The following is a 25,605-nucleotide window of genomic DNA, read 5'->3' as shown; positions in this document are numbered from 1 at the left end:
AACCGGTTTGTGGAGTAGGGATGTTCGAGGAAGATAACGCGCAATGGGGGCTGGTACATGCCCTGGTGCTGGATGGAAAGGGCGGTGCGCGTTCGATTGCCCGGACCGAGCTGAACGGATTGCAGTTGCAGCCAACGGAAAGCCTTTGGTTGCATTGGGATCGCAGTCATCCACAAACCCAGACCTGGTTGCGCAAATCCAGTGGGCTCAATGAGTTCGTCTGTGACCTGCTGCTGGAAGAAAACACCCGGCCTCGCATGGTCCCCTTGCCCGATGCTGCGTTGTTGCTGTTTTTGCGCGGTATCAACCTGAACCCCGGCGCCGAGCCCGAGGATATGGTTTCGGTGCGAATCTTCGCCGAAGCGCAACGTGTCATCTCCTTGCGCCTGCGACCCTTGCGGGCGACCGATGAGCTGCTGGTGCAGCTGGCCGAAGGGCGGGGGCCGAAAACGGCCTCCGAACTGATCCTCTCTCTGGCGCAGTACCTGACTGAAAAGGTTCAGGCGCTGGTCAGTGACCTCTCTGAAGTGGTCGATGAAGAGGAAGAAAAACTCGATTCCGACGAACGGTATACTCCCGAGCATGGCAGCGTGGTGCAAATTCGCCGACGAGCGGCAAGTCTGCGCCGGTTTCTGGCCCCTCAGCGGGAAATCTATGCCCAGTTGGCGCGCAATAACTGCCCCTGGTTCGTCGAAGATGACGCCAGTTACTGGAATGAACTCAACAACAGCCTCATTCGTTACCTCGAGGAGCTGGAGCTGACCCGCGAGCGCGTGGGGCTGGTCCTGGAAACCGAGGATCGGCGCCTGAACGTGCGCATGAACCGTACCATGTATCGGTTTGGCATTATTACGGGAATTTTTTTGCCAATGAGCTTTCTAACTGGCTTGCTTGGCATCAACGTGGGCGGAATTCCGGGTGCGGACAGCCACTGGGGGTTTGCGGTGGCATGCCTGCTGATGTTGGGCGTTGCAGCAGGGCAGTGGTGGCTGTTTCGTCGTTTGCGCTGGGTGTGAGGTCAGGGTGCGCTTGAAATATCCCCTGACATCCTCCTGCGGCGTCCATGTGACCTGCCAAAGATGGGCCTCGTCTTTGACTGACATTGCGCGAGGTGCCTATGCACGATCCGTTTGAAGAATCCTTGCGGGACATGCTCCGGTCATCGACATCCAACCGGGATGACGATGCTTGCCTGGGACGTGTCCTGAAAACCGCCAACCGTCAGGTCGGGGCGGGTGATCTGTTCAGCCTGCTTGGTCGTTGGACCCAGGCCTTGATGATTGCCGTGAACAATGGCTCGGCCCATGTTGCGCCGGTGTCGCGTCGTACTATCTCTGCCCGTGATGCAGATAAGGCTGATTGAATATGGAACTTGATCTCTGGACGCAGAGCCTGGTGACTGCAATGACTGCATTGTGGACCAAGGTCGCGAACTTCATCCCCAACCTGTTTGGCGCGTTGGTGGTGGTGTTGCTGGGCTTTGTCGTGGCCAAGTTGCTGGACACGCTGCTGTCCAAGTTGCTGGCCAAGCTGGGCCTCGATCGCCTGATGGGCGGCACGGGCCTGACCAAGCTGCTGAGCCGGGGCGGTATCAAGGTGCCGATCTCGACCTTGATCGGCAAGATCGTCTATTGGTTCGTATTGCTGATTTTTCTGGTTTCGGCAGCTGAATCCCTGGGTTTGGAGCGGGTTTCGGCTACGCTGGACATGCTTGCGCTGTATCTGCCGAAGGTGTTCGGCGCGGCGCTGGTGCTGCTGGTCGGTGTTCTACTGGCGCAGCTGGCCAATGGCCTGGTGCGCGGCGCTGCCGAAGGGGTCGGGCTCGATTATGCGAGCGGGCTGGGGCGAATTGCCCAGTGGCTCGTCATTATCATCAGTATCTCGGTGGCCATTAGCCAGCTCGAGGTCAAGACTGACTTGCTCAACCACGTAATCGTCATTGGTTTGATTACCGTTGGTCTGGCAGTTGCCCTGGCCATGGGGCTGGGAAGCCGGGAAATCGCCGGTCAGATCCTGGCTGGAATTTATGTTCGTGAGTTGTACCAGGTCGGGCAACAGGTCCGGGTTGGAGAGGTCGAAGGGCAAATCGAAGAGATTGGCACGGTCAAGACGACGTTGCTAACCGATGATGGCGAATTAGTGTCATTGTCCAACAAGATGATGCTCGAACAGCGCGTTAGTAGCCGCTAACCGGGTAAATCCTGCTAATGTATGCCGCCGCAAATATGCTCGCAGCCCGAGCTGTGGCGGACATTGACCTGACTTCGGCCAGACTTGTTTTGAATAAAGTACATTCGCTGACTATGCGTTACGACCCCCGCGAGCTCTCCGACGAGGAGTTGGTGGCGCGTTCGCATGAGGAGCTGTTCCACGTTACGCGCGCCTATGAAGAGTTGATGCGGCGTTACCAGCGGACCCTTTTTAACGTGTGTGCACGTTATTTAGGGAACGATCGTGATGCTGACGATGTCTGTCAGGAGGTGATGTTGAAGGTGCTCTATGGTCTGAAGAACTTTGAGGGTAAATCCAAGTTCAAGACCTGGCTCTACAGCATCACCTACAACGAATGTATCACTCAGTATCGCAAGGAGCGGCGCAAGCGTCGGCTGATGGATGCCTTGAGTCTTGATCCACTCGAGGAAGCATCGGAAGAGAAGGCGCCGAAACCCGAAGAACGGGGTGGACTTGACCGATGGCTTGTGTATGTGAACCCGATTGATCGTGAAATTCTGGTGCTACGATTTGTTGCAGAACTGGAATTTCAGGAAATCGCGGATATCATGCACATGGGTTTGAGCGCGACTAAGATGCGATACAAACGCGCTCTAGACAAGCTACGCGAGAAATTTGCGGGTATTGCTGAAACTTAAGTAGGCGCAAATATCTCTAACGTACCGGCAAGTCTGCTAGACTTGCCGTCGAGTTGTCCCCAAGGTACGTGGGACTACTTAACAATCACCAGATGGGGATTTAACGGATGAAACTGAAAAACACCTTGGGCTTGGCCATTGGTTCTCTTGTAGCCGCAACTTCGTTCGGCGCTCTGGCACAAGGCCAAGGCGCGGTCGAAATCGAAGGCTTCGCCAAGAAGGAATACTACGACAGCGAGCGTAACTTCAAGAACGACGGCAACCTGTTCGGCGGCTCCGTTGGTTACTTCCTGACCGATGACGTTGAATTGCGTCTGGGCTACGACGAAGTCCATAACGTGCGTAGCGATTCCGGCAAGAACATCAAGGGCTCCAACACCGCCCTGGACGCTCTGTACCACTTCAACGCACCAGGCGACATGCTGCGTCCGTACGTTTCGGCAGGCTTCTCCGATCAGAGCATCGGTCAGAACGCTCGCAGCGGTCGTGACAGCTCTACCTTCGCCAACCTGGGCGGCGGTGCCAAGCTGTACTTCACCGATAATTTCTACGCCCGTGCTGGCGTTGAAGCGCAGTACAACATCGACCAAGGCAACACCGAGTGGGCGCCAAGCGTCGGTATCGGTGTGAACTTCGGCGGTGGCAAGAAAGCCGAACCAGCTCCTGCTCCAGTTGCTGAAGTCTGCGCCGACAGCGACAACGACGGCGTCTGCGACAACGTCGACAAGTGCCCTGACACCCCAGCCAACGTTACCGTTGACGCTGACGGCTGCCCAGCGGTCGCTGAAGTCGTACGTGTTGAGCTGGACGTCAAGTTCGACTTCGACAAGTCGGTTGTGAAGCCAGACAGCTACGGCGACATCAAGAACCTGGCTGACTTCATGCAGCAGTATCCATCCACCACCACCACTGTTGAAGGTCACTCTGACTCCGTCGGTCCTGACGCTTACAACCAGAAACTGTCCGAGCGCCGTGCAGGCGCCGTCAAACAGGTTCTGACCAACCAGTACGGTGTTGAATCCAGCCGCGTTGAATCGGTTGGCTACGGCGAAACCCGTCCAGTTGCTGACAACGCAACCGACGCTGGCCGTGCTGTAAACCGTCGCGTAGAAGCGCAAGTAGAAGCTCAAGCCAAGTAATTGGTCTGACGCTAACGAAAAGCCCGGCTCAGGCCGGGCTTTTCTTTGCCTGCGATTTGCCGTTCAGCCTGTGGCGACCTGGGATTGCAGTGCAGCATCGACCCCTGCGGCGACTTCGCCAATGACCAGGATCGCCGGGCTTTGCAGCTTGAAGGCCAGGGCATCGGCGCGCATCTGCAGCAGGTTGCTGCGGCATTCACGCTGCTGGGGCAGGGACGCGTTTTCGATCATCGCCACCGGCGTTGCAGCGGCCATCCCGCCGGCGAGCAGCTGCGCCTGGATCTCGTCCAGCTTGGCCACGCCCATATAGACCACCAGCGTCGTACCGCCCTGGGCCAATGCCTGCCAGTTCAAGGTGCTGTCGTCCTGGGTGTGCGCCGTGACCAGCGTTACGCCACGGCTGATACCACGCAGGGTCAAGGGGATGCCACATTGCGTGGCGCCTGCCAGGCCGGCAGTGATGCCGTTGACCAGTTCGACCTCGACACCTCGTTCCTGCAACCATTGGGCTTCTTCGCCACCGCGGCCGAAAATGCACGGGTCGCCACCCTTGAGTCGCGCCACGCATTTGCCCTGACGGGCATAGCGCAGCATCAGGCGATGAATGAAGGCTTGCGGCGTGGAGCGGCAGCCACCGCGCTTGCCGACCGGAATGATCCTTGCGGCGGGGCAATGGCTGAGCACGGCCGGGTTGACCAGGTCATCGATCAGTACCACGTCCGCCTGATTCAGGGCGCGCACGGCCTTGAGGGTCAACAGCTCGGGGTCGCCGGGGCCTGCGCCGACCAGCCAGACTTTTGCATTCATGGTCCATTCCTCTCAAGGGGCTGGCGTCAGGCTTTGAGCAGCCAGATCAACAGCAACAAATTAATCAGTAACGACACGGTGGCCAGGGTCCGCCAGACTTTCAGGGGCTCACGCTCCAGCAGGGGCCGGGGTCGCGTGCTCAAGGTCTGGCGTTCGCCCTGTTCGAGCAGCAGCAGCCATTGTTCGGCGGTTTCAAAACGTTCATCGGGGTTTGCGAGCAGGGCACGTTGCAGATTCTGGTCGAGCCAGTCGGGCAGGTCCGGGCGGAACCGGCTGGCACTGGTCGGAGTACCGAAGCGCGGGTGCTGGAATGCCTCGATTTCGCCGTAGGGATAGTGTCCGGTGAGCAGGTAGAACAGGGTCACGCCGACTGCGTACAAGTCTTGTTGCGGACTGGGCGGGGTGCCGTCGAAGGCTTCCGGTGCGATATAGCTGGGCGTGCCGGGGAGCTCGTTGGCAAGGTTCTGGGACAGGCCCGGGCAATAGGCCAGGCCGAAATCCAGCAGGCGCAGTTCCCCGTCAGTTCCCAGGTGCAGGTTTTCCGGCTTGATATCGCGGTGCAGGATGTTGCGGCGGTGAAGCATGCCGACCGCTTGCAGGAGACGCCTGGCCAGCACCTGCCATTGCGCCAGAGGCAGGGGGCCGACCTGTTGAAACAGTTCGGCCAGGGTTTGACCGGGGTATTCACGCATCAGGTAGTACAGGTGCTGACGCTGACTGGCAGGGTGGACCTCGGGAAAGCAGCGGCCAGCCACTCGCCGCAGAAACCATTCTTCGAGCAGCAGGCTCTGCTGGGCCCCGGGGTCGTCCTGGCGACTCGCTGGCAGGGTCTTGAGCAGCCAGGGTTGCTTCTGGGCGTCACGTACCCGGTACAGCAGCGACTGGCGCGATTGCCCCAGGGTGGCTTCGACCTGCCAGCCATCGATCGCCTGGCCGGGCTTGAGTGGTGGCGGTAGCGGCCACTGTTGCAGTTGCGCCAGGGTATCGCCCAGGCTCGAGGCGCCGAGCTGGTCGATCTGCACCAGCAAGGCGCTGGCGTTATCCTGGCTGCCAGCCAGATGTGCCGCGTTGACCAGGGTGCGGACGACATCGTCCAGATCCGTCTGCTCACGCAAGACAGCGCTGATTTCCGCTTCGCTCAGCGATGCCCAGACACCGTCGCTCAGTAGCAGGAAACCTTCGTCCTGGCGCAGTTCGCCTTCCAGGTAATCGACCACAAGGTGTTGATCCAGGCCCAGCGCGCGCTTGAGCACGTGTTGCATGCCGGGTTGGTCCCAGACGTGATCCTCACTGATGCGCTGCAGGCGCCCGTCGTGCCAGCGATAAACCCGGCAGTCGCCCACATGGGCGAGGGTAAAGCGTTGGCCGCGCAGGACCAGGGCGCTGAGGGTGGTCAGCAGTGGCTGCCCCCCGCCATTGGCCTGTAGCCAGCGGTTTTGTGCCAGCAGCAGGCGGTCAAGCGCCTGGGCGACGGTCCAGGTCTCCGGTGTCGCGTAATAATCCAGGGCCAATGCCTGCAGGCTGGAGCGTGCTGCCAGGCCTCCATCGGCGCACTGGCTGACGCCATCCGCCAGGGCGAACAGGTAGCCCTTGCTGGCGGCCAGGGCTGGTGCCGGAGTCACCAGGCGCAAGGCGTCCTGGTTCTCCGTACGTGGCCCGGTGGCGCTGGCCTGGGCGAAACTCAGTTGCAGGCTCATGGTCATCGGCTCAGACGCGGGCGGCGGTGACAGCTGCCGAGCCCCAGGTGGTGCGCCAGCGGCTTTTCACGCCGTGCAGGCCGAACCAGGCCAGGATGCCCAGGCTGGCGAACAGCCACAAGCCCAGCTGATAGTCGCCGCTGTGTTGTTTGATCGCGCCAAGGCCCGCGGCCAACAGGAAGCCGCCGATGCCGCCGGCCATACCGATCAAACCGGTCATCACGCCGATCTCCTGACGAAAGCGCTGCGGTACCAGTTGGAACACGGCGCCGTTCCCTGCACCAAGGCCGAGCATGGCGCTGACGAACAGCGCAAGCGCAGCGACCGAGCTGGGCAGGTTGAAGCCTACGGCAGCGATACAGATGGCAGCCAGGCTGTACATGGCCAGCAAGGTGCGGATGCCGCCGAAACGGTCGGCCAGGGCGCCACCCAGTGGGCGCATCATGCTGCCACCGAAGACGCAGGCGGCGGTGTAGTAGCCGGCAGTCACCGGGCTCAAGCCGTACTGGTCGTTGAAGTAGCCGGGCAAGGCGCTGGCCAAGCCGATGAAGCCGCCAAAGGTCACGCTGTAGAAAAACATGAACCACCAGCTGTCACGGTCACCCAGGGCCTTGAGGTAGTCGGCTACCGATTTGGCCTTGGGCCGTTGTGGGGCGTTGCGCGCGACCAGTGCGAAGATCACCAGGGTCAGCACCAGCGGAATCAATGCGAGCCCGAAGACATTGCCCCAGCCAAAACTGGCGGCCAGGACCGGGGCCAACAGTGCGGCCAGGACGGTGCCGGAGTTGCCTGCACCGGCAATGCCCATGGCCTTGCCCTGGTGCTGTGGCGGGTACCATTGCGAGGCCAGCGGCAGCGACACCGCGAACGAGGCACCGGCGACCCCGAGGAACACGCCCAGCAGCAGCGCCTGCTCATAGCTGTGAATGCCGAGCTTCCAGGCGCCGAACAGTGCGCAGATGACAATCACCTGGCCGATCAGGCCAGCGGCCTTGGGCGACAGGCGATCGACCAGCACGCCCATGAACAGGCGCATGATCGCACCGGCCAGGATCGGCGTGGCGACAACCAGGCCGCGTTGCTGGGTGGTCAGTTGCAGGTCGGTGGCGATCTGTACGGCCAGCGGGCCGAGCAGATACCAGACCATGAAACTGAGGTCGAAATACAGGAACGCTGCGAACAAGGTAGGGGCGTGGCCGGATTTCCAGAAGCTCGTATTCATCGAACACCTCAACTGCGGTAAGAGTCTCAACGGGAGTCGAACCCCGTACGCCGGGGCAGAACAAAAAAACGCCGCCACCCGACCGGCTTGCGCTGGAGGGCGTGCGACGTCTTTGTCATGAATGTGGGCAACCGCCGTTGGCTACCTGCAGGAATTGATTTGCAAGAGCTGGGCCAGAAGCGCTCTACTTCAACAAGTCGTTCATGGCGATGATTTGCTCGGCCACCTGGATGAGTTTCTGCTGCTTGCTCATGGCCTGGCGCCGCATCAGGGTGTAGGCCTCTTCTTCCTTGCAGTCTTTCATTTTCATCAGCATTCCCTTGGCCAGTTCTATGCGCTTGCGCTCGGCCAATTGCTGGTCGCGCGCCAGAAGCTGGGCACGCAGGGCCTGGTCGCTTTCAAAGCGGGCCATTGCCACGTCCAGGATGGGCTGCAGGCGCTGCGCGTGGATACCTTCGACAATGTAGGCACTGACGCCGGACTTGATGGCCTGACGCATCACATCGGGGTCGTGTTCGTCGGTAAACATGACGATGGGGCGCGGTTGGTCGCGACTGACCAGGACCACTTGCTCCATGACATCGCGGCTCGGTGACTCGGTATCGATCAGAATCACGTCCGGTCGCACCGTTTCGACGCGCGCGGGCAGGTCGATGGTGAGGCCGGATTCGTCGATTACTTCAAAGCCGGCCTCGATCAGCGCGGCGCGCAGGCGCCCGACCTTCTTGGCGGTGTCGTTGATCAGCAGGATTCGCAGCATGGTTGCGGGCTCCTGTCAGCGGTTGGCTTGCAGTGGCAAGGAATCGACCAACGCATGCAGCTTGAAGCTGCGCGCGTAGCCGGCAGGGTCGGTGCCGTCCCAGACTGTTCCGTCGATCAAGCGGCTGCTGCGCATCGACTCGGCGGAGCAGGGCACGCCCAGTGCCTCGGCGGCCTCGCGGTACAGCGCCATTTGCTGGACTTGCCGGGCAACGCCAAGGTAGTCCGGGTCATCGCGCAGCAGGCCCCAGCGGCGGAACTGGGTCATGAACCACATGCCGTCAGACAGGTACGGTTGGTTGACCTCCCCTTTATTATGGAGCCGTAACGCGTGAGGGTCTTGCCAGGCGTTGCCCAAGCCGTCTTCGTAGTTGCCGAGCAGGCGAGGTTCGATGCAGTCCAGTGGGGCATCCAGGTAGTCCTTGCCACTGAGCAGCTGCGCAGTGCTGCGGCGGTTTTCCTGGCTTTGTTCGATAAAGCGGCTGGCTTCGAGGATGGCCATGACCAGTGCCCGCGCGGTGTTGGGGTACTGTTCGATGAAGGCGCGGGTGCAGCCCAGGACTTTTTCCGGGTGGTCGGGCCAGATCGTCTGGCTGGTTGCCAAGGTAAAGCCCAGGCCCTGTTTGACGGCGCTGGCCGACCACGGCTCACCGACGCAGAAGCCATCGATGCGCCCGGCTTGCAGGTGGGTGACCATTTGCGGTGGCGGTACGACGACGCTTTCTACGTCCTGCAGCGGATGGATGCCTTGGCTGGCGAGCCAGTAATACAGCCACATGGCGTGGGTGCCGGTAGGAAAGGTCTGGGCAAAGGTGAGTTTTGTTCTGCTTTGGTGCACGTGACATTTGAGTGCTTCAGGGTTGGTCACGGCGTGGTCTTGCAGGTGGGGCGAGAGATTGATGCTTTGGCCGTTCTGGTTCAGGCCCATTAGCACGGCCATGTCGGTGGCGTTGGTGCCGCCGATGCCCAGGTGTACGGCGTAGATCAGCCCATAGAGGCTGTGGGCGGCATCGAGCTCGCCGCTGACCAGTTTGTCGCGCAGGGTGGCCCAGGAGCTCTGGCGCTTGAGGTTGAGGGTCAGGCCGTAGGGTTGGGCAAAGCCTTGGGTGGCTGCGACGACGACCGAAGCACAGTCGCTCAGGGCCATGAAGCCGATGTCGAGGCTGTGCTTTTCCGGGGCATCGCTGCCGTTGACCCAGGCCAGTGGGTTCACTGGTGTGTTGTGCATGTTTGTGCCACTCATGAAAAAGCGTCGTTCGGCCTGTCGCGGGTGTGCAGGCCGGGGACGACGCCGTTGTCTGTGACCTGCTCCGACGTTGGGGCGGGTGCTGATGGGAGTGGGGCAAGCAAGGCATATGCCAGTGTGCTCCATTGGTGGGCTTGGTCGCTCGGTTTGGGGCATGCCCTGAATAGGAGGGTGGATAGGCTCGCCTCCCAAAACCCGGAATTAGCTTCGCCCCATACCCCGGCCCCGGCTATAATCGCCCCCTTAATTGATCCCACCGTCGAGCTAAGCCCGCCCATGTATACCCTGGCCCGCCAGCTACTGTTCAAACTCTCCCCGGAAACCTCCCACGACCTGTCGCTGGACCTGATAGGTGCCGGCGGCCGTTTGGGCCTCAATGGCTTGCTGACCAAGGCACCGGCCAAGCTGCCGGTAACCGTCATGGGCCTCGACTTCCCCAACCCGGTGGGGTTGGCTGCCGGCCTGGACAAGAATGGCGCCGCCATCGACGGCTTCGCCCAACTGGGCTTCGGGTTCGTCGAAATCGGCACCGTGACCCCGCGCCCGCAACCCGGCAACCCCAAGCCGCGGATCTTCCGCCTGCCCGAGGCTGAAGCCATCATCAACCGCATGGGCTTCAACAACCTCGGCGTCGACAACCTGATCACGCGCGTGCAGGCTGCCAAATACACCGGCATCCTCGGGATCAACATCGGCAAGAACTTCGACACCCCGGTCGAGCGCGCTGTCGACGACTACCTGATCTGCCTGGACAAGGTCTACCCCCACGCCAGCTACATTACCGTCAACGTCAGCTCGCCCAACACCCCGGGCCTGCGCAGCCTGCAATTCGGCGAGTCGCTCAAGCAATTGCTCGGCGCCCTGGCCGAACGCCGTGAAGTCCTGGCACAGCAACTGGGCAAGCGCGTCCCGCTGGCGATCAAGATCGCGCCGGACATGAGCGACGAAGAAACCGTACTGGTGGCTGCGGCATTGCTGGAGTCGGGTATGGATGCGGTCATCGCCACCAACACCACCCTCGGTCGCGAAGGTGTCGAAGGCCTTGAGCATGGCGACGAGGCCGGCGGTCTGTCCGGTGCGCCGGTACGCGAAAAGAGCACCCACATCGTCAAGGTGCTGGCAGGTGAGCTGGCCGGGAAGATGCCGATCATTGCCGCCGGAGGCATTACCGAGGGCAAGCACGCCGCCGAAAAGATCGCGGCAGGTGCGAGCCTGGTGCAAATCTATTCGGGCTTCATCTACAAGGGCCCGGCCTTGATCCGTGAATCGGTGGATGCGATCGCGGCCATGCCGGCTCGCTGAAACAGTCAGACATAAAAAAGGGCCCCTTGAAGGGGCCCCTGGGCCTTAGCCCGCCGCCCGGATGGGGCGCGCATGGTAAGTCGATTCAGATCCTCGCTCAGCCAACGGCGTGAAGTTCGTTGAGTCTGTGGATACCCGCAGTGCCGGTCATACCGTCCCAGTTGTCGCCGCGTCCTTCGCGCCAGCCGTTAATCCAGGCTTGGCGTACCGACGGTAGAGTAAAAGGGCAAAGCTCGCGGGATTTGCCATGGATGCCGTACTGATATCCGCGTAAAAATGCTCGTTCCAACGGATCACGCTTAAGTCTTCTCATAGGGTGTTGCCCTCACTTGTTGACTGTTATGTCCCTTCGGCCTCTTCTGAGGCCGGGCAGAATCATTCTGCTGGTGTGTGCTCGCTGCCGGCGTGGCGAGCAAAGGTGTTGCCCCATTGCGGTGACAACCTGTATTGAGTTCTAACCAATGCAGGAGCAAGTGTGAATGATCGTTTTGTCATAAGGACGTAATCATTCATGTGGTTGGACGATAAGTAAAAAATTGCTTCAATGATGGAAATGTCGCAAAGCCCGCTATGATCAGGCTTTGATCCATCGCTGAGATCAGTTGGCTAGTGCAAAAACCTTAGCTCAGACCTCGGAAATAAAACGACGAAGGGTCAAAACAGGGCTCTTTTTGATGGAGAATTTTCTCTACCCCGTGATCAAAGGCTTTTGCTGACGCCTTGGCCATTGTTTCGGGGGTGGACAGGCACCTTGGTGGTGCCACGCGGGCGCTCTTCAAGAAAAGCGCTCGATTAAACATCGAAGGGGCGATGCGCTTGCCCTTTCACTCATTGCACAAGATTCTGGATAACCCATGTCGGATCGTTACGAACTCTTTCTCACCTGCCCCAAAGGCCTCGAAGGCCTGCTCGCTGAGGAAGCCACCGGGCTTGGCCTTGAAGAGGTGCGCGAGCACACCTCGGCCATTCGCGGCATGGCCGACATGGAGACGGCCTATCGCTTGTGTCTGTGGTCACGTCTGGGCAACCGCGTATTGCTGGTGCTCAAGCGCTTTGCAATGAAAAATGCCGAAGACCTGTACGACGGTGTGCACGATGTGGACTGGCAGGATCATCTGCTGCCCGATGGCACCCTGGCGGTCGAGTTCAGTGGGCATGGCTCGGGCATCGACAACACCCACTTCGGCGCGCTGAAGGTCAAGGATGCGATCGTCGACAAACTGCGTACGCCCACCGGCGAGCGCCCCTCGATCGACAAGCTGAACCCCGATCTGCGGGTGCACTTGCGCCTGGACCGGGGTGAAGCGATCCTCTCGCTGGACTTGTCCGGCCACAGCCTTCACCAGCGTGGCTACCGCTTGCAACAGGGTGCGGCACCGCTCAAGGAAAACCTCGCGGCAGCGATTCTGGTGCGCGCCGGTTGGCCGCGTATTGCAGCCCAGGGCGGCGCGCTGGCCGACCCGATGTGCGGCGTCGGTACTTTCCTGGTTGAAGCGGCCATGATTGCCGCGGACATTGCGCCGAACCTCAGGCGTGAACGCTGGGGCTTCTCGGCCTGGCTGGGGCATGTTCCGGCCTTGTGGCGCAAGCTGCATGACGAGGCCCTGGCCCGTGCCGAAGTCGGGTTGGCCAAGCCACCGTTGTGGATTCGGGGTTACGAAGCCGACCCGCGCCTGATTCAACCGGGCCGCAATAACGTCGAGCGGGCGGGCCTGAGCGACTGGATCAAGATTTACCAGGGTGAAGTGGCGACCTTCGAGCCGCGTCCGGATCAGAACCAGAAAGGTCTGGTGATCTGCAACCCTCCCTACGGCGAGCGCCTGGGAGATGAAGCCAGCCTGCTGTATCTCTATCAGAACCTCGGTGAGCGTCTGCGCCAAGCCTGTTTGAACTGGGAGGCGGCAGTCTTCACCGGTGCGCCGGACCTGGGCAAGCGCATGGGGATTCGCAGCCATAAACAGTATTCGTTCTGGAACGGTGCATTGCCGTGCAAGCTGCTGCTGATCAAGGTGTTGCCGGACCAGTTCGTCACGGGTGATCGTCGCACCCCGGAGCAGCGCCAGGCAGAACGTGAGCAGGCGGCTTACGATCAGGCGCCAGCCGAGCCGCAAGAGCGTCAGTACAACAAGAACGGCAACCCGATCAAACCCGCGCCGGCACCGGCTCCCATAGTTGAGCAGGCGCGGCTGAGCGAAGGCGGGCAGATGTTCGCCAACCGCCTGCAGAAGAACCTCAAGCAATTGAGCAAGTGGGCACGCCGCGAAGGTATCGAATGCTATCGGGTCTATGACGCCGACATGCCCGAATATGCCCTGGCCATCGATCTCTACAACGATTGGGTGCATGTTCAGGAATATGCCGCACCGCGTTCGATCGACCCGGAGAAAGCCCAGGCCCGTCTGTTCGATGCTCTGGCGGCGATTCCGCAGGCGTTGAATATCGACAAGAGCCGGGTGGTGATCAAGCGTCGCGAACGCCAGAGCGGTACTCGCCAATATGAGCGGCAAAGCTCCCAGGGCCAGTTCACCGAGGTCAACGAAGGCGGCATCAAGCTGCTGGTCAACCTGACCGACTACCTGGACACCGGTCTGTTCCTCGACCATCGGCCCATGCGCATGCGCATCCAGCGTGAAGCAGCCGGCAAGCGGTTCCTCAACCTGTTCTGCTACACCGCAACCGCCAGCGTGCATGCCGCCAAGGGCGGCGCGCGCAGCACTACCAGCGTCGACCTGTCGAAAACCTACCTGGACTGGGCGCGACGCAATCTGTCGCTCAATGGTTTCTCGGACAAGAACCGCCTGGAGCAGGGTGACGTGATGGCGTGGTTGCAGGCCAGCCGGGACGAATACGACTTGATCTTCATCGACCCGCCGACGTTCTCGAACTCCAAGCGCATGGAAGGCGTGTTTGACGTTCAGCGCGATCATGTCGAGTTGCTGGATCTGGCAGTGGCTCGGCTGGCGCCGGGAGGCGTGCTGTACTTCTCCAATAACTTCCGCAAGTTCCAGTTGGACCAGAACCTTGCCGAGCGCTACGCGGTCGAAGAGATCACTGCCCAGACGCTGGATCCGGATTTTGCCCGTAACAGCAAGATCCATCGTGCCTGGCGTATCCAGGCGCGTTGAGCCTGGAACGCAGACCATTGAGAGCCCCTTTGCCAAGGGGCTCGCTGGTCGCATTTTTCGCGCAAGGGACGACTAGGCAAGGTAGTGGCCAATGGCTATAACTGTAGCAAAGCCAATGTGAACCCAAGCACGCCGGCGCTGTGAGTTTTGCTTATGTCGTTGCATGCCGTTCGTCCAAAAATTCTCGGATTTATCAGCGAGGACGTGTCTGCTTGGCTCGTTGCCGTCCTGGCGTTCGTGGCGGGCGGCCTGCTGACGGCTTTGTTGGCCCTGGCCACCCATGACTTTTATCAGCGACAAATGCGCCAGCGTTTCGAGTTGCTCGCAAGTGAGCGCTTCAGCCGTATTGAAGAGCGGTTCGAGGATCAGGAGCAACGACTCGACGGCCTGCGCCGTTTTTTCGTGTTCGCCACCGAGGTGACACGTCAGGAATTCAACGGCTATGCCCGGCCGTTGCTGTTGCGCACCCAAGCCTACTCCTGGTCTCCCCGGGTGACCGAGCGCAACCTTGAGCAATTCCTGCGGCGTGCCCGTGATGAGTTGGGTGCCGGCTTTGTCATCGGCGGCCTGGATGCCGACGGCTCGCTCGTGCCTTCCGCTCCCCAGCCCGAGTATTACCCGGTTTTCTATACGCAGCCGCAAAACCAGAAGGGATTGCCACTGGGCTTCGATCTGCTGTCTCAGGACGTGCGTCGCGCGACGCTGGCACGTGCCATGCTGCCGGGGAGCATGGCGGTTTCGCCGCCGCTGAACCTGGTCGGGGTCGAGCCGGCCTATGCCCGTGGCGTATTGATGGTCGCACCGGTGTTCTCGCCGCAGGCACCCCAAGCCCATCCGGCAGGATTCGTGTTGGCGGTGATCAGCATGCGCCAACTGATGGCCGATGGCCTGCCGCTGCAGAGCCAGGACAATCTCTTCGTACGGATTCTCGACCTGTCTGCCGATGGCGAGCCCGAGGTGTTGTTCGAGTCATCCAACGAAGCCGCCCAGACTCACTTGGCGGCGACTCACCTGCTACGCATGGCTGATCACGATTACCAGCTCGATATCCGGCCCAGTACCGCATTCATGCAGGCCAATCGTTATGCCGTGGTCAATGCGGTCGTCCTCTTCGGCGGTTTGCTCAGCCTGTTGCTCAGCGCCTTGCTCTACAGCCTGGTCAGCCAGCGCCAGCGTGCCTTGACCCTGGTCGAGCAGCGCACGTCGGAGCTGCGGGTCAGCGAGCGGGAGCTGCGCGATACCCATGGGCAATTGCGCAGTGTGCTGAATGCAGCCACGCAGGTGGCAATCATCGCCACCAACCTGCGTGGGGTGATCAGTACCTTCAACGCCGGTGCGGAGTTGATGCTCGGCTACCGCAGTGCCGAGGTCGTGGGGCGCCTGACCCTGGAAGACTTGATTCTGCGAGAAGAGTTGCAAGCCCGCGCGACCATTCTGAGCCAGCGATTCGGTCGCGAAGTCCCGGTAGCCCAGGCCATGCTCGCCGAAACGCTCGAAGACGGTGGCCGCGAACCTCGTGAGTGGACGCTGCTACGCAAGGACGGCAGTGGCCTGTCGGCCAACATGCTGGCCACGGCGGTGCTCGATGAGCATGGTTTGTGGGTCGGGCATTTGGCAATCTGTATCGATGTCACCGAGCGCAAACGCGTCCATGAAGCCCTGGCGGCGCGCGACCGCCTGCTGGAGAAACTGACCGCCGAAGTGCCGGGCGGTATTTATCAGTTCCAGCTCAACGCTGATGGCACGTCCTGTTTCAGTTATGCCAGCGAAGGCTTGCGCGATATCTATGAGCTCGATCCGCAGTTGTTGCAGCGCGACGCGACGGCCACTTTCGAGCGAATTCATCCTGACGATCTGGGACGGGTGCGGGCGTCGATCCGCTTGTCGGCCGAGCGTCTGAGTCCGTGGCGCGAGGAGTACCGGGTGCAGCTGCCGCTGGGCGGCTTGCGTTGGGTGCGTGGCGAGGCGACCCCGGAGCCCTTGCCCGATGGCGGCACGCTTTGGCATGGGTATCTCACCGACATTTCCGACCTGAAACGGGTGGAGGAGGAGCTGCGCGCCTTGTCGGTGACCGACGCGCTGACCGGCATCCACAACCGCCGTTATTTCCAGGAGCGGTTGAAGGCGGAATTGGAGCGGGCGCAGCGAGATCATCTGGATCTGGCAGTGATCATGCTCGATATCGATCACTTCAAGCGGATCAACGACCAGTATGGCCATGCCGTGGGCGATAGGGTCCTGCAGAGCCTGTGCCAGCGTATCAATCAGCGTCTGCGGCGCACCGATGTGTTTTGCCGTCTGGGCGGCGAAGAGTTCATGGTGCTGTGCCCGGGCAGCGATGCCGAACAGGCTTATTCCTTGGCCATCGAACTGTGGCAGGGGTTGCGCAGCGTTCCGGTGGAAGACGTGGAGATCGTGACGGCCAGCTTCGGAATCGCCGGCTGGCGTGCGGGTGAAGGCGCCGATGCGCTGTTGCTCAGGGCCGATTCCGGCGTCTACGCGGCCAAGCAGGGCGGCCGGGACCGGGTCGAATCGGAGCTGGAGTAAGCGCTGCCGGATCCTGGGGCCGGCAGCGCTGTGTGGCCTCAGGGTTGCAGTGCTGCCGTGCTGTCGGCCAGCTTCGGTTGCCGGTACAGGTCCAACAGTACCTGGTCGAGCACCGAAGAAGCGCCCCAAGGCCGTGGGTCGTTGAGAATGGCGACCACTGCCCAGGTATTGCCGTTGCTGTCACGACTGTAGCCGGCAATGGCCCGAACGGTGTTCAGGGTGCCGGTCTTGATGTGCGCCTCACCGGTCATGGCGGTGCGTTTCAGGCGCTTGCGCATGGTCCCGTCCATACCGGTCAATGGCATCGAGCTGATGAACTCGGCGGCATAGGGGCTCTTCCACGCGGCTTGCAGCAGGCTGGCCATTTCCCGGGCGCTGACACGCTCGGCGCGCGACAGGCCGGAACCGTTCTCCATGATCAGGTGTGGCGCGGTGATGCCCTTTTTCGCCAGCCACTGGCGCACGACGCGCTGAGCGGCCTTGGCGTCGTCGCCGTCGGCATCAGTGCGAAACTGCGCACCGAGGCTCAGGAACAATTGCTGGGCCATGGTGTTGTTGCTGTATTTGTTGATGTCGCGAATGACTTCCACCAGGTCGGGCGAGAACGCCCGGGCCAGCAGGCGGGCATTTTTGGGGACCACGTCGACGCGGCTCTGGCCCTGGATGCTGCCGCCCAGTTCGCTCCAGATGGCCCGCACGGCTCCGGCTGCATAGGTGGGGTGGTCAAGCAGCGAGAGGTAGGTCTGCGAGCTGCAGCCGTTGCCCAGTTGGCCGGTGACCGTCACGCTCATGCCGTCGGCCTGGGTCACCGGGTTGTAACGGACATTGCCCGTGCATTTGTTCGAGTTCAGGGCCTTGACCTGGTTGTCGATGCGGATGCTGGCGATCGGTGGCTCGACCGAGATCGACACCTTGCCTGCGTCGTTGCGGGCAATGAAACGCAGGGCCTTGAGGTTGACCAGCAGCGAGTCGGGCTTGACCAGGAAGGGCTTGTTGTCGTCGCCGCCGTCGTCATTGAAAGCCGGCAGTTGTGGCTGGACGAAGTGGCTGCGGTCCAGGACCAGATCACCGGTGACGGTCTGCACGCCGTTGGCGCGCAGGTCGCGCATCAGCAGCCAGAGCTTTTCCATGTTCAGCTTGGGGTCGCCGCCGCCCTTGAGGTACAGGTTGCCTTGCAGAGTCCCGTTGCTCAGCGGGCCGTCAGTGTAAAACTCGGTTTTCCACTGATGGGTCGGGCCGAGCATTTCCAGCGCCGCGTAGGTGGTGACCAGCTTCATGGTCGAAGCCGGGTTGACCGAGACGTCTGCGTTGAACACGGTGGGCGTGCCGGGGCCATTGAGCGGCAGCATGACCAGAGACAGGGCCGAGTCCTGCAATTTGCTGGCCTTCAGGGCCTGTTGAACCTTGGGCGACAGCGTAGTGTTCAGCGGGGCGGCGTTGACAGGCAGGGCCAGCGGCAGCAGCAGGCCGGCGATAAGCAGTGGGCGTAAAGACTTGATCATTTGAAGTAAAACCCTGCAGGCGAGGGGTAAAAAAAGCGAGGGCATGAAAAAAGCAAGCCCCAACACGAATAAATGTAGCGGCCATTATGCCCCAAGCTGGGCGGGCTTGTGCCCGAACGAGGTGCATCGATGGCGTTTTTTTTGCGTTGCGGGGCTGCTTTGTCCCACAGAGTCAGGCATTGACCGGCTGAAACTGGTAAAGTGCCGCGCGATATTACTCAAGAGGATTGTTTCATGGCCACTAACCGTTCCCAGCGTCTGCGCAAAAAACTCTGCGTGGATGAATTCCAGGAGCTGGGTTTTGAGCTGAACCTGGACTTCAAAGAAGATCTGGCTGAAGAAGCTATTGACGCCTTCCTCGACGCATTCCTTAAAGAGGCCATGGAGGCCAATGGCCTCGGCTACGTGGGCGGCGATGACTACGGTCTGGTTTGCCTGGGCAAGCGTGGTTCGGTCAGCGAAGAACAGCGCACCACGGTCGAAGCCTGGCTCAAGGCCCGTAGCGAACTGACCAGCGTCGAAGTCAGCCCGCTGCTGGACGTATGGTACCCGGAAAAGCCGATCAATCCGGTCGCCTGATGCCAGACGGAGCAACGACCTGTCCGGTCGTTGCTCCCGCTCCACCCTCCCTCAGGTTACAGCCCCGCCACTGGCAGCCTCTTTGCGCGCACCGAGCCCGGCCTTGTCGAGCAAGGCGGCCACATCGATTTCGTCGATTTGTTGGCTATCCAGATAAATTCGCCCGTATTGCAGCGCTATCTCCGACTCGACGAACAGCTGAAACAGCTGCGGATCGATATGGGCGTCACGGCACATGCTCGCCATGATCGACAATGCTTCGCTCAAGGTCTTGCCTTTCTTGTAAGGACGGTCTGTGGCTGTCAGCGCCTCGAAGATATCGGCGATAGCCATCATTCGGGCCGGCAGGCTCATGTCCTCACGCTTGAGGCGCTTGGGATAGCCGGTGCCGTCCATTTTTTCGTGATGGCCGCCGGCAATCTCCGGAACGCTCTGCAGATGACTGGGGAAGGGTAGCTGGCTGAGCATCAGGATGGTTTGCACCATGTGGTGATTGATGAGGTAGCGCTCCTCCTCGGTCAGGGTGCCGCGGCCAACGCTCAGGTTGTACAACTCGCCGCGATTGAACTTGTACAGCGGGACATCGAGCTTGAAGCCCCAGGGGTTGTCGTCGGCGATCTGTTCGCTGGCGGGGCGTTCGAACAGATGCTCGGGCTTGTCTGCCAACAGGGGTTCCAGGGTCGGCAACGGGGAGGGCGGCGTGCGTGCCTGGCGCAGGTTTTCTTCCCAGGAAACCCCCACCCGATCGTCCAGGGTACGCAGCCAGGTGCGCCCGGCGATCTGGCGCAGACGCTGCTGGCTGCCTTCATCCATGTATTCACCACCCAGATTGCTTTGGGCGATGAAGGCAAAGTCGTCGTCCAGGCTGGCAAGCCGGGTATCGCGCGCGATGGCCTGGGAGGGTTCTTCGGCACCCTGGGCCAGCGCTTGCCAATAGTCGACCCAGACGTCGCGCTTGAGCACTTCGAAACGGGTGCGTACCTCATGGATGCGGTCGTACAGGGTTTCCAGCTTGGTCGCCTTGTCGACGACATATTCAGGGGTGGTGACCTTGCCGCAATCATGCAGCCAGGCCGCGATATGCAGTGCCTCCCATTCTTCGTCGGTGGGTTGATACTGGCTGAATTCCGGCGCCTGGCTGTCTGCCGCTGCCCGCGCGAGCATCAGCGTCAACGCCGGTACCCGCTGGCAATGCCCGCCGGTGTAGGGGCTCTTGGCATCGATTGCACCGGCAATGATCTGTATGAACGAGTCGAGCAGCTGCTGTTGCCGCGCTTGCATGCGATGGCTTTCGATACACGCTGCCGCTGCGCCGGAGACCGCCTGGATGAAGGCGATGCGATCATGCCTGAGCTTGTCCAGATCGGTGGAGGCGCCGGTGTCCTGGTGCAGCAGAACGAGTACACCGACCGTTTCATTGCTGCGATTGTGCAGGCGGATGCCGACCAGATGAACACGCGGGCTCTCGAGTTCATGCAGTATTTCGCGCAGGTCGCCGGCCTGGTCGAACCCCACAGCCGCGACCAGGCTGTCGCGTTCGCGGTTGAGCAACTTCAGCCAGGCTGGGGTGTGCGCCTCGTCCGGGGAGTGGCTTTCGATACCCAGCGACTTGGGGTCGTGCAACACACCGTTGATGATCAACCGGTTGGGTTCCATCTGCCCGTTGCTGCTGTCGAGCAGGTAGATCAGGCCTGCCTGGGCCTGACTGATACTCACGGTCTCCTGCAAGATACGCTGCAGCAGCGGTGCGAAGCGCGTCTCTGCGCTGAGGCTGGCGGTGATTTCGAAGAAGCTCGCCAGGGTCTGTTTCATCCGCTGCATCGAAACGGTCAGTTGGTCGACCTCCAGGACCGGGGAGCGTCGGGTCAGCGGGTAATTGAAGTTGAAGCTGCGGATGGCATCGGCTTCCTGAACCAGCGAGCGCAATGGCCTGACCAGGATCCTGGAGATCAGCCAGCCCAGAGGCAGGCACAGCAGCAGGATGCCGAGGGTGAGCAGCGCGCCGCGCCAACGCAGCTGGTAGGCGTCGGCCAATAACTCATCCTCGGGAACCAGCAGAGCCAGTTCGAGGCCGCGAGGCCCTCCTTCTGCCATATGGCTGCGAGAAATCACCCACTCGCGGCCGTCAGCCTCCAGGCGACGATTGGTGGCCGAGCCTTGCTCCAGCCATTGCTTGATTACCGGGTGCAGGTCCTGTGCCTTGATCAGATGGGCGGTCCCGGTTTCAATGATCAGCTTGTCACTCTCGGGATAGGCCACCGCATTGTTCGCTTCATCGAACAGCACGACCTGTGTTCCGGGCGTGACCCGGTGCCTGGCGAGGGTGGCGCTCAAGTCCGCCAGTGTCAGGTCGGCGCCCAGTACCACGGTACTGCTGGCACGCCGGGCCAGGGTAGTGCCGACATCGCGAGTGGAAAAGAATACGTAGGGGGCAGTCGTGATCTGGTCCAGCTCGGTACTGGCCTGGTTGAACCAGGGACGGTTGCGTGGATCGTAGCGTTCGTCGGTGATGTCGCGAGCAGCGATCTGGTTCAGGTCCCGATCGAACAGCAGCGATCTGGAATGCATGCTGCCGTCTGTTTCGCGCTCGATGCTCCAGACCTGGAAGGCGGCGTTCGACGGTGCCTGGAAGGCCGCCTGCGATAGCGCGGTGCGCAGAGGGCGGACCATGAAGAAGTCGCCATCGCTGTAGCCGGTATAGAGCGATGCGAGGTTGGGGTTGTCGGTCAGCGCCTGGCTGAATGGCCTGAGCAGTGCAAGGCGTTGCCGCAGGTCGGCAGCGCCCGTGTTGTCGCTGGTAGCCAGCAGGCTGAGCAGGTGGCGGATGGGCTGATAGGTATGTTGCAGGTCAAGCCGGACTTCTTCTTCGATGCGTGTAAACAGCTGTTCACTGCTGGACAGGATCAAATCGCTGTTCTGTCGATAGTTGAACAAGCCGAGCATGATCCCGGTCAGCAATAAAAGAAAAGTGAACATGGCACTGATGTGCACGTGCAAGGGAAAGCGGCGCTGCTCGGTGCTGGGCATAGCAGATCTCTACCGGAAGATAAGGTCCACTGCAGTTTTTGAGCATAGTTAAACCCCAGCGAAGCGTTCTGAAACTCTGTGGCGCGATGCCGTCTGTTTACGGGTGCGAGTTGTCGGCTGAAGTATGGGTGGTCCTTTTCAACTGCTGACGCAGTGCTTTTTCGAGTTCAAGCATTGCATCGAGCGTTTGTTGGCGCAGCGCTTCTATTTCAGGGTCGTTGTGCGCCCGGTTGCAACTGGCCTCCAGTTTTTCGCAGCACTGGATCAAGCGGCTGGCCTGGACGATGCGCGCGGCACCCTTGATTTTGTGGGCCATTGCGATCAAGGGCTGGCGATCGTCCTGCAATGGCAGATTCCTGAGTTGGGTCTGGTCCTGGCGACCGCTTTGGAGAATTTCCGCAAACAAACGCCTGAGCAACCGTGGGTCGTCGCCGGTCAGCGTTCCTACCGCAGCCAGGCAAAATACGGCTTCCTTTTGCAGGGAATCGGGCAAGGGCAGTGCCGGGATGCTGGCCAGGCGTTGGTGCAATGCGGCCAGGCTGATGGGCTTGAACAGGCAGTCATTCATGCCGGCCCGGGTGCACCGCTCGCGTTCCTCGGGTTGTGCATTGGCGGTGTAGCCGAGAATGGTGCAGGGCTTCATGCACTGTCGCATTTCGTGGTCGCGGATGGCCCGCGTCACTTCATAGCCGTTCATCAGCGGCATGCTGCAGTCCACGATAACGACATCGAAGCTTCCGTCCAGCCAGATATTCAGGCCGGCTTCGCCATTGGCTGCCGTGCTGTGGCGAAGCTGCAGATAGGCCAATTGCTGTGACACCAGCAGGCGATTGGCGGGGTGATCGTCGATCACCAGCACGTTCAGTGCGGGCAATGGCAAGGGCTGCTGCTCGGCTTCGGCTTCGGAGGCGGGGCCGGGCTCGGGCATGGCGGTGGGTTCCAGGCATTCGATCGGCATGTCGATCCGAACCTGGGTTCCCTGCCCGTATTGGCTGCTCAGGGTCAGATCACCCCCCATCATTTTGCAGAGCGTCCGGCAAATGACCAGCCCCAGCCCGGTGCCATTCCTGGCCATCGAACCACAGGGCTCGGCTTGGGCAAATGGCTTGAACAGCCGCTTCTGATCGGCACTGCTGATGCCGACACCACTGTCCTGCACCTGCAGTTCGAGCATCGCCTGGCCAGGCTGCCCGCCGGGATGCAAGCGCAAGTTGAGGCGGACCTGCCCCTGTTCGGTGAATTTGATGGCATTGCTGATCAGATTCGACAGTATCTGCTTGAAGCGCAGCGGGTCGATCGATACCTGCCGATCGGCACCCGGATCCAGCGTCAGGATCATGCTCAGCTGTTTCTGGCGAGCCAGGCCGTCGAATACCCGCACGACCGAGTCGACCAGCTCGCGCAAGTTGACTCGTTCAGGATTGAGTGTCAGCCGCCCGGATTCGATGCGCGCAATGTCCAGAATGTCGCCAATCAGCTCCAGCAGATCCTTGGCCGAGTCATGGGCCACTTCGATGGAAGGCCGGTCCAGGTGGCCTTGGTCAGCCCGTTTGAGGGTCAGTTCGAGCATGCCGATGATCGCGTTCATCGGCGTGCGGATTTCGTGGCTCATGGTCGCCAGGAAGGTGCTTTTGGCACGGTTGGCGTCGTCGGCCTGTTCCTTGGCCAGTCGCAGGTCCTCGAGCAGTTGCCGGCGTTCGCTGATATCGATCCAGCCGCCGATGATGCCCTGGACCGTGCCCAGGGAATCACGGTAGGGCAGGATCCAGTGATAGATGGTCAGTGTCCGGTCGCCGATGTGCAGAGGGCGGTCCTGGATCAGGAGATCGTCATGCGCCATCACCGCAAATAGTCGGCGTGAAACTGGGCTGCCTGTTGTTTGTCGTCCAGCACACCCTCGAGCACGGTCTTGCCGACGACCTCCTCGCGCCGGCAGGAAAAGGCGTGCAAGTAGCTGTCATTGCAGGTCTGCAGCAAGCCCTGGCGATCACGCACATAGATGGGGTGGGGCGTGCCATTGACCAGTGCGCGCATGAACACCAGTTGATCGCTGAGCGCGCGCTCGGCCAGCTCGCGTTGTTTGATCTGCCGACGCATATAGCCATTCCAGGCCAGGGACAGCAGCAGCAACAGGCCGGTGCCGAGGATGATCTGGTAGATCAGGCGCTGATGCCTGCGCCAGTAGGAGTCGACGGCGGGGCTGTAGCCGCGCCAGCGGCTGTTGATGATGCCAAGTTCGTCGGGCGCGATACTCAGCAAGGCCTTGTCGAGAATGCTGCTCAGCTCATCGGCGCCACGGGCGGTGGCCAACGAGAAGGCCGCCTGCTCGGTGCCGATCGTCGAGCTGATGACCAGCGTGTCCTGAAACCGGGGCGATGCGATGATGTAATTGGCGATGATCAGCGAGTTGACGGCTGCATCGACCTGGCCATCGGCCAGGAGCGTCGCCGTGCCCATTTCATCTTCGGCTTCAATAAGCTGTATCTGTGGATAATGCTGGCGCAGGTAGTTGACCAGGGGGTTGCCTCGGCTGATCGCCAGGCGTTGGTTGGCCAGCATGTCCAGGTGCATGGGGCGCTCGGGGCCCTTGCGTGTCAGCAGTACATGGGAGTTCTCCAGGTAGGGGCGGCTGATATCGAGCTGCGCCTCGCGTTCCGGGCTCGAGACGATCGTGGCGATCAGGTCGGCCTTGCCTTGGGTTACTCGCTCGATCATGTCGCTGATGGCACCGCTGCGCTGGACCTCGAAGCGCAGGCCCGTACGCAGGCGGATCAGCTCCAGCAAGTCGGCGCTGATGCCGCGAAAGTTGCCTGCGCCATCAAGAAACGAGAGCGGCGCGAAGTTCTCCGCCACCACCACGCGCACCACCGGGTTGCGCGCTAGCCAGCGCTCTTCTCGCCGGGACAGTTGCAGCTTGTGGTCGGTCAGCAGTATGTCGCTGCCTGCACCCCAGCGTTTGAAAATGCTCTGGCGAATGTTCGCGGGTACGGCGCTCAGGGTAGCGTTGATGATCTGTAGCAGTGTCTGGTCGTCTCTACGCAACGCAAAACTGAAACCCACTGGCTCATGCTTGCCGAAGTTGGCCATTTTTACGTTCTTGAGGTAGCCCTGGTTGATCAGGTAGTGGGTCGAGAGGGTGTCGCCCAGAAAAACATCGGCCTGATCAAAGGCTACCGCATTGAGGGCATTCTGATAGGAAGGGTAGGTCTGAATCGACGCCCCGGGATAGCTGGTCTCGACTTCCGACTGTGGCAAATAGTGGTACACCATGCTCAGGCGCAGGCCGGAAAGTTCACGTACCACGGACCGGGTTTCGTCCTCGCGGGTGACCAGTACCGGTTGGTCTACGGCGTAAGGCGTCGACAGGGCTATGGCCTTTGACGCGGCCTCGAATCCATTGGCGCTGCCCAGCATGTCGATGGCGCCATCGACCAGTGCTTGCACGGCAGCTGCACGGTCGGGGTAGCGCTCGACGCGAACCGGGATGGCCAGACTGCTGGCGATCAGCCCGGCATAGTCGGCGGTGAGCCCCTCGTAGTCGCGGCCGCTGGGCGTCATGTCGAAAGGAGGGTAATCGGGCGCCGATGTACCCAGTACCAGTTCGTGCTTGCCTTGCAACCAGTGTTGCTGCGCAGGAGTCAAGGCGACGTCGAGTTTTGCCGTACCGGTCCGGCTGAGCAGTGCGTAATGTGCCACAGGGGCGGGTGCTGCAAAAGTCGGGATGCTCACGCACAAGCCCGTGACCAGAAGCCAGTGAAGGTTCGAGCGCCTATGCATTTTCGC

The 25,605-nt window shown here is 61.1% G+C and carries 17 protein-coding genes and 1 pseudogene; 9 read left to right on the top strand and 9 right to left on the bottom strand.

All coding sequences use genetic code 11. The annotated features are described in order from the left end of the window. Positions 1–20: 20 nt before the first annotated feature. From NVV94_RS18640 to NVV94_RS18620, 5 genes are all read left to right on the top strand, one after another. Positions 21–1,016, top strand: coding sequence for a zinc transporter ZntB (locus tag NVV94_RS18640; protein WP_258443858.1), 996 nt, complete (start codon positions 21–23; stop codon positions 1,014–1,016). Positions 1,017–1,111: 95 nt separating this feature from the next. Continuing rightward, complete coding sequence (locus NVV94_RS18635; protein WP_408733419.1) at positions 1,112–1,363, top strand: CrfX protein; 252 nt, start codon at positions 1,112–1,114, stop codon at positions 1,361–1,363. Between the two features lie 2 nt (positions 1,364–1,365). Next, a complete protein-coding gene (locus NVV94_RS18630; RefSeq protein WP_258443856.1) occupies positions 1,366–2,190 on the top strand; it encodes a mechanosensitive ion channel family protein in 825 nt (274 codons plus the stop codon). Between the two features lie 89 nt (positions 2,191–2,279). Next, positions 2,280–2,870, top strand: coding sequence for an RNA polymerase sigma factor SigX (sigX, locus tag NVV94_RS18625; RefSeq protein WP_258447749.1), 591 nt, complete (start codon positions 2,280–2,282; stop codon positions 2,868–2,870). 107 nt (positions 2,871–2,977) lie between these two features. Next, positions 2,978–4,009 (top strand): OmpA family protein, encoded by a 1,032-nt coding sequence (locus NVV94_RS18620; RefSeq protein ID WP_258443855.1) that lies wholly within the window; start codon positions 2,978–2,980, stop codon positions 4,007–4,009. A 63-nt stretch (positions 4,010–4,072) separates the two neighbouring features. Here the strand turns inward: NVV94_RS18620 and cobA are convergent, their stop codons facing one another. The 5 genes from cobA to NVV94_RS18595 all read right to left on the bottom strand — a co-directional run bounded on the left by cobA (position 4,073) and on the right by NVV94_RS18595 (position 9,722). Beyond that, positions 4,073–4,816, bottom strand: a complete 744-nt coding sequence (cobA, locus tag NVV94_RS18615; protein ID WP_258443854.1) for a uroporphyrinogen-III C-methyltransferase — start codon at positions 4,814–4,816, stop codon at positions 4,073–4,075. Between the two features lie 26 nt (positions 4,817–4,842). Continuing rightward, entirely contained in the window at positions 4,843–6,513 is a 1,671-nt protein-coding gene (locus tag NVV94_RS18610; RefSeq protein WP_258443853.1) for a bifunctional protein-serine/threonine kinase/phosphatase, read from the bottom strand. A 10-nt stretch (positions 6,514–6,523) separates the two neighbouring features. Then, entirely contained in the window at positions 6,524–7,735 is a 1,212-nt protein-coding gene (locus NVV94_RS18605) for a NarK/NasA family nitrate transporter (RefSeq protein ID WP_258443852.1), read from the bottom strand. 184 nt (positions 7,736–7,919) lie between these two features. Next, complete coding sequence (locus NVV94_RS18600; RefSeq protein ID WP_258443851.1) at positions 7,920–8,495, bottom strand: ANTAR domain-containing response regulator; 576 nt, start codon at positions 8,493–8,495, stop codon at positions 7,920–7,922. A gap of 15 nt (positions 8,496–8,510) precedes the next feature. Continuing rightward, the gene (locus NVV94_RS18595) at positions 8,511–9,722 is read right to left on the bottom strand and encodes a CmpA/NrtA family ABC transporter substrate-binding protein (protein ID WP_258447748.1); all 1,212 of its coding nucleotides are present in this window, start codon (positions 9,720–9,722) and stop codon (positions 8,511–8,513) included. A 294-nt stretch (positions 9,723–10,016) separates the two neighbouring features. Here NVV94_RS18595 and NVV94_RS18590 point away from each other — a divergent pair, with 294 nt between their 5' ends. Then, positions 10,017–11,042, top strand: a complete 1,026-nt coding sequence (locus NVV94_RS18590) for a quinone-dependent dihydroorotate dehydrogenase (RefSeq protein WP_258443850.1) — start codon at positions 10,017–10,019, stop codon at positions 11,040–11,042. A gap of 97 nt (positions 11,043–11,139) precedes the next feature. Here NVV94_RS18590 and rmf read toward each other — a convergent pair whose 3' ends face one another. After that, a complete protein-coding gene (gene rmf, locus NVV94_RS18585; RefSeq protein ID WP_008368461.1) occupies positions 11,140–11,355 on the bottom strand; it encodes a ribosome modulation factor in 216 nt (71 codons plus the stop codon). 541 nt (positions 11,356–11,896) lie between these two features. On the opposite strand from rmf, the gene rlmKL reads away from it, so the two are divergent. Both rlmKL and NVV94_RS18575 read left to right on the top strand, forming a co-directional pair. Then, the gene (gene rlmKL / locus NVV94_RS18580) at positions 11,897–14,167 is read left to right on the top strand and encodes a bifunctional 23S rRNA (guanine(2069)-N(7))-methyltransferase RlmK/23S rRNA (guanine(2445)-N(2))-methyltransferase RlmL (protein WP_258443849.1); all 2,271 of its coding nucleotides are present in this window, start codon (positions 11,897–11,899) and stop codon (positions 14,165–14,167) included. Between the two features lie 153 nt (positions 14,168–14,320). Further along, entirely contained in the window at positions 14,321–16,714 is a 2,394-nt protein-coding gene (locus NVV94_RS18575; protein WP_258443848.1) for a diguanylate cyclase, read from the top strand. 38 nt (positions 16,715–16,752) lie between these two features. On the opposite strand, the gene dacB is transcribed toward NVV94_RS18575, so the two are convergent. Beyond that, positions 16,753–18,216: a D-alanyl-D-alanine carboxypeptidase/D-alanyl-D-alanine-endopeptidase gene (gene dacB / locus NVV94_RS18570; RefSeq protein WP_258443846.1), complete on the bottom strand. Its 1,464-nt coding sequence runs from the start codon at positions 18,214–18,216 to the stop codon at positions 16,753–16,755. A gap of 234 nt (positions 18,217–18,450) precedes the next feature. On the opposite strand from dacB, the gene NVV94_RS18565 reads away from it, so the two are divergent. Continuing rightward, a complete protein-coding gene (locus NVV94_RS18565; protein ID WP_258443845.1) occupies positions 18,451–18,795 on the top strand; it encodes a YggL family protein in 345 nt (114 codons plus the stop codon). Positions 18,796–18,846: 51 nt separating this feature from the next. On the opposite strand, the gene NVV94_RS18560 is transcribed toward NVV94_RS18565, so the two are convergent. Both NVV94_RS18560 and NVV94_RS18555 read right to left on the bottom strand, forming a co-directional pair. Then, on the bottom strand, positions 18,847–21,822 hold the full coding sequence (locus tag NVV94_RS18560) for an HD domain-containing phosphohydrolase (protein WP_258443844.1): 2,976 nt from the start codon (positions 21,820–21,822) through the stop codon (positions 18,847–18,849). A gap of 97 nt (positions 21,823–21,919) precedes the next feature. Then, positions 21,920–25,599, bottom strand: a pseudogene (locus tag NVV94_RS18555) (transporter substrate-binding domain-containing protein). Positions 25,600–25,605 lie beyond the last annotated feature (6 nt).

The organism is Pseudomonas sp. LS1212 (genome assembly GCF_024741815.1).
GTDB lineage: Bacteria > Pseudomonadota > Gammaproteobacteria > Pseudomonadales > Pseudomonadaceae > Aquipseudomonas.
Note: the sequence above shows the minus strand (reverse complement) of the source record. Positions and strands in the feature narration are given on the sequence as shown.

Excerpts from the sequence above, each read along its gene's own strand:
- NVV94_RS18640 (WP_258443858.1), top strand. The coding sequence starts at position 21 with ATGTTCGAGGAAGATAACGCGCAATGGGGGCTGGTACATGCCCTGGTG.
- NVV94_RS18630 (WP_258443856.1), top strand. The coding sequence starts at position 1,366 with ATGGAACTTGATCTCTGGACGCAGAGCCTGGTGACTGCAATGACTGCA.
- NVV94_RS18620 (WP_258443855.1), top strand. The coding sequence starts at position 2,978 with ATGAAACTGAAAAACACCTTGGGCTTGGCCATTGGTTCTCTTGTAGCC.
- cobA (WP_258443854.1), bottom strand. The coding sequence starts at position 4,816 with ATGAATGCAAAAGTCTGGCTGGTCGGCGCAGGCCCCGGCGACCCCGAG.
- NVV94_RS18610 (WP_258443853.1), bottom strand. The coding sequence starts at position 6,513 with ATGAGCCTGCAACTGAGTTTCGCCCAGGCCAGCGCCACCGGGCCACGT.
- NVV94_RS18605 (WP_258443852.1), bottom strand. The coding sequence starts at position 7,735 with ATGAATACGAGCTTCTGGAAATCCGGCCACGCCCCTACCTTGTTCGCA.
- NVV94_RS18600 (WP_258443851.1), bottom strand. The coding sequence starts at position 8,495 with ATGCTGCGAATCCTGCTGATCAACGACACCGCCAAGAAGGTCGGGCGC.
- NVV94_RS18595 (WP_258447748.1), bottom strand. The coding sequence starts at position 9,722 with ATGCACAACACACCAGTGAACCCACTGGCCTGGGTCAACGGCAGCGAT.
- NVV94_RS18590 (WP_258443850.1), top strand. The coding sequence starts at position 10,017 with ATGTATACCCTGGCCCGCCAGCTACTGTTCAAACTCTCCCCGGAAACC.
- rmf (WP_008368461.1), bottom strand. The coding sequence starts at position 11,355 with ATGAGAAGACTTAAGCGTGATCCGTTGGAACGAGCATTTTTACGCGGA.
- rlmKL (WP_258443849.1), top strand. The coding sequence starts at position 11,897 with ATGTCGGATCGTTACGAACTCTTTCTCACCTGCCCCAAAGGCCTCGAA.
- NVV94_RS18575 (WP_258443848.1), top strand. The coding sequence starts at position 14,321 with ATGTCGTTGCATGCCGTTCGTCCAAAAATTCTCGGATTTATCAGCGAG.
- dacB (WP_258443846.1), bottom strand. The coding sequence starts at position 18,216 with ATGATCAAGTCTTTACGCCCACTGCTTATCGCCGGCCTGCTGCTGCCG.
- NVV94_RS18565 (WP_258443845.1), top strand. The coding sequence starts at position 18,451 with ATGGCCACTAACCGTTCCCAGCGTCTGCGCAAAAAACTCTGCGTGGAT.
- NVV94_RS18560 (WP_258443844.1), bottom strand. The coding sequence starts at position 21,822 with ATGCCCAGCACCGAGCAGCGCCGCTTTCCCTTGCACGTGCACATCAGT.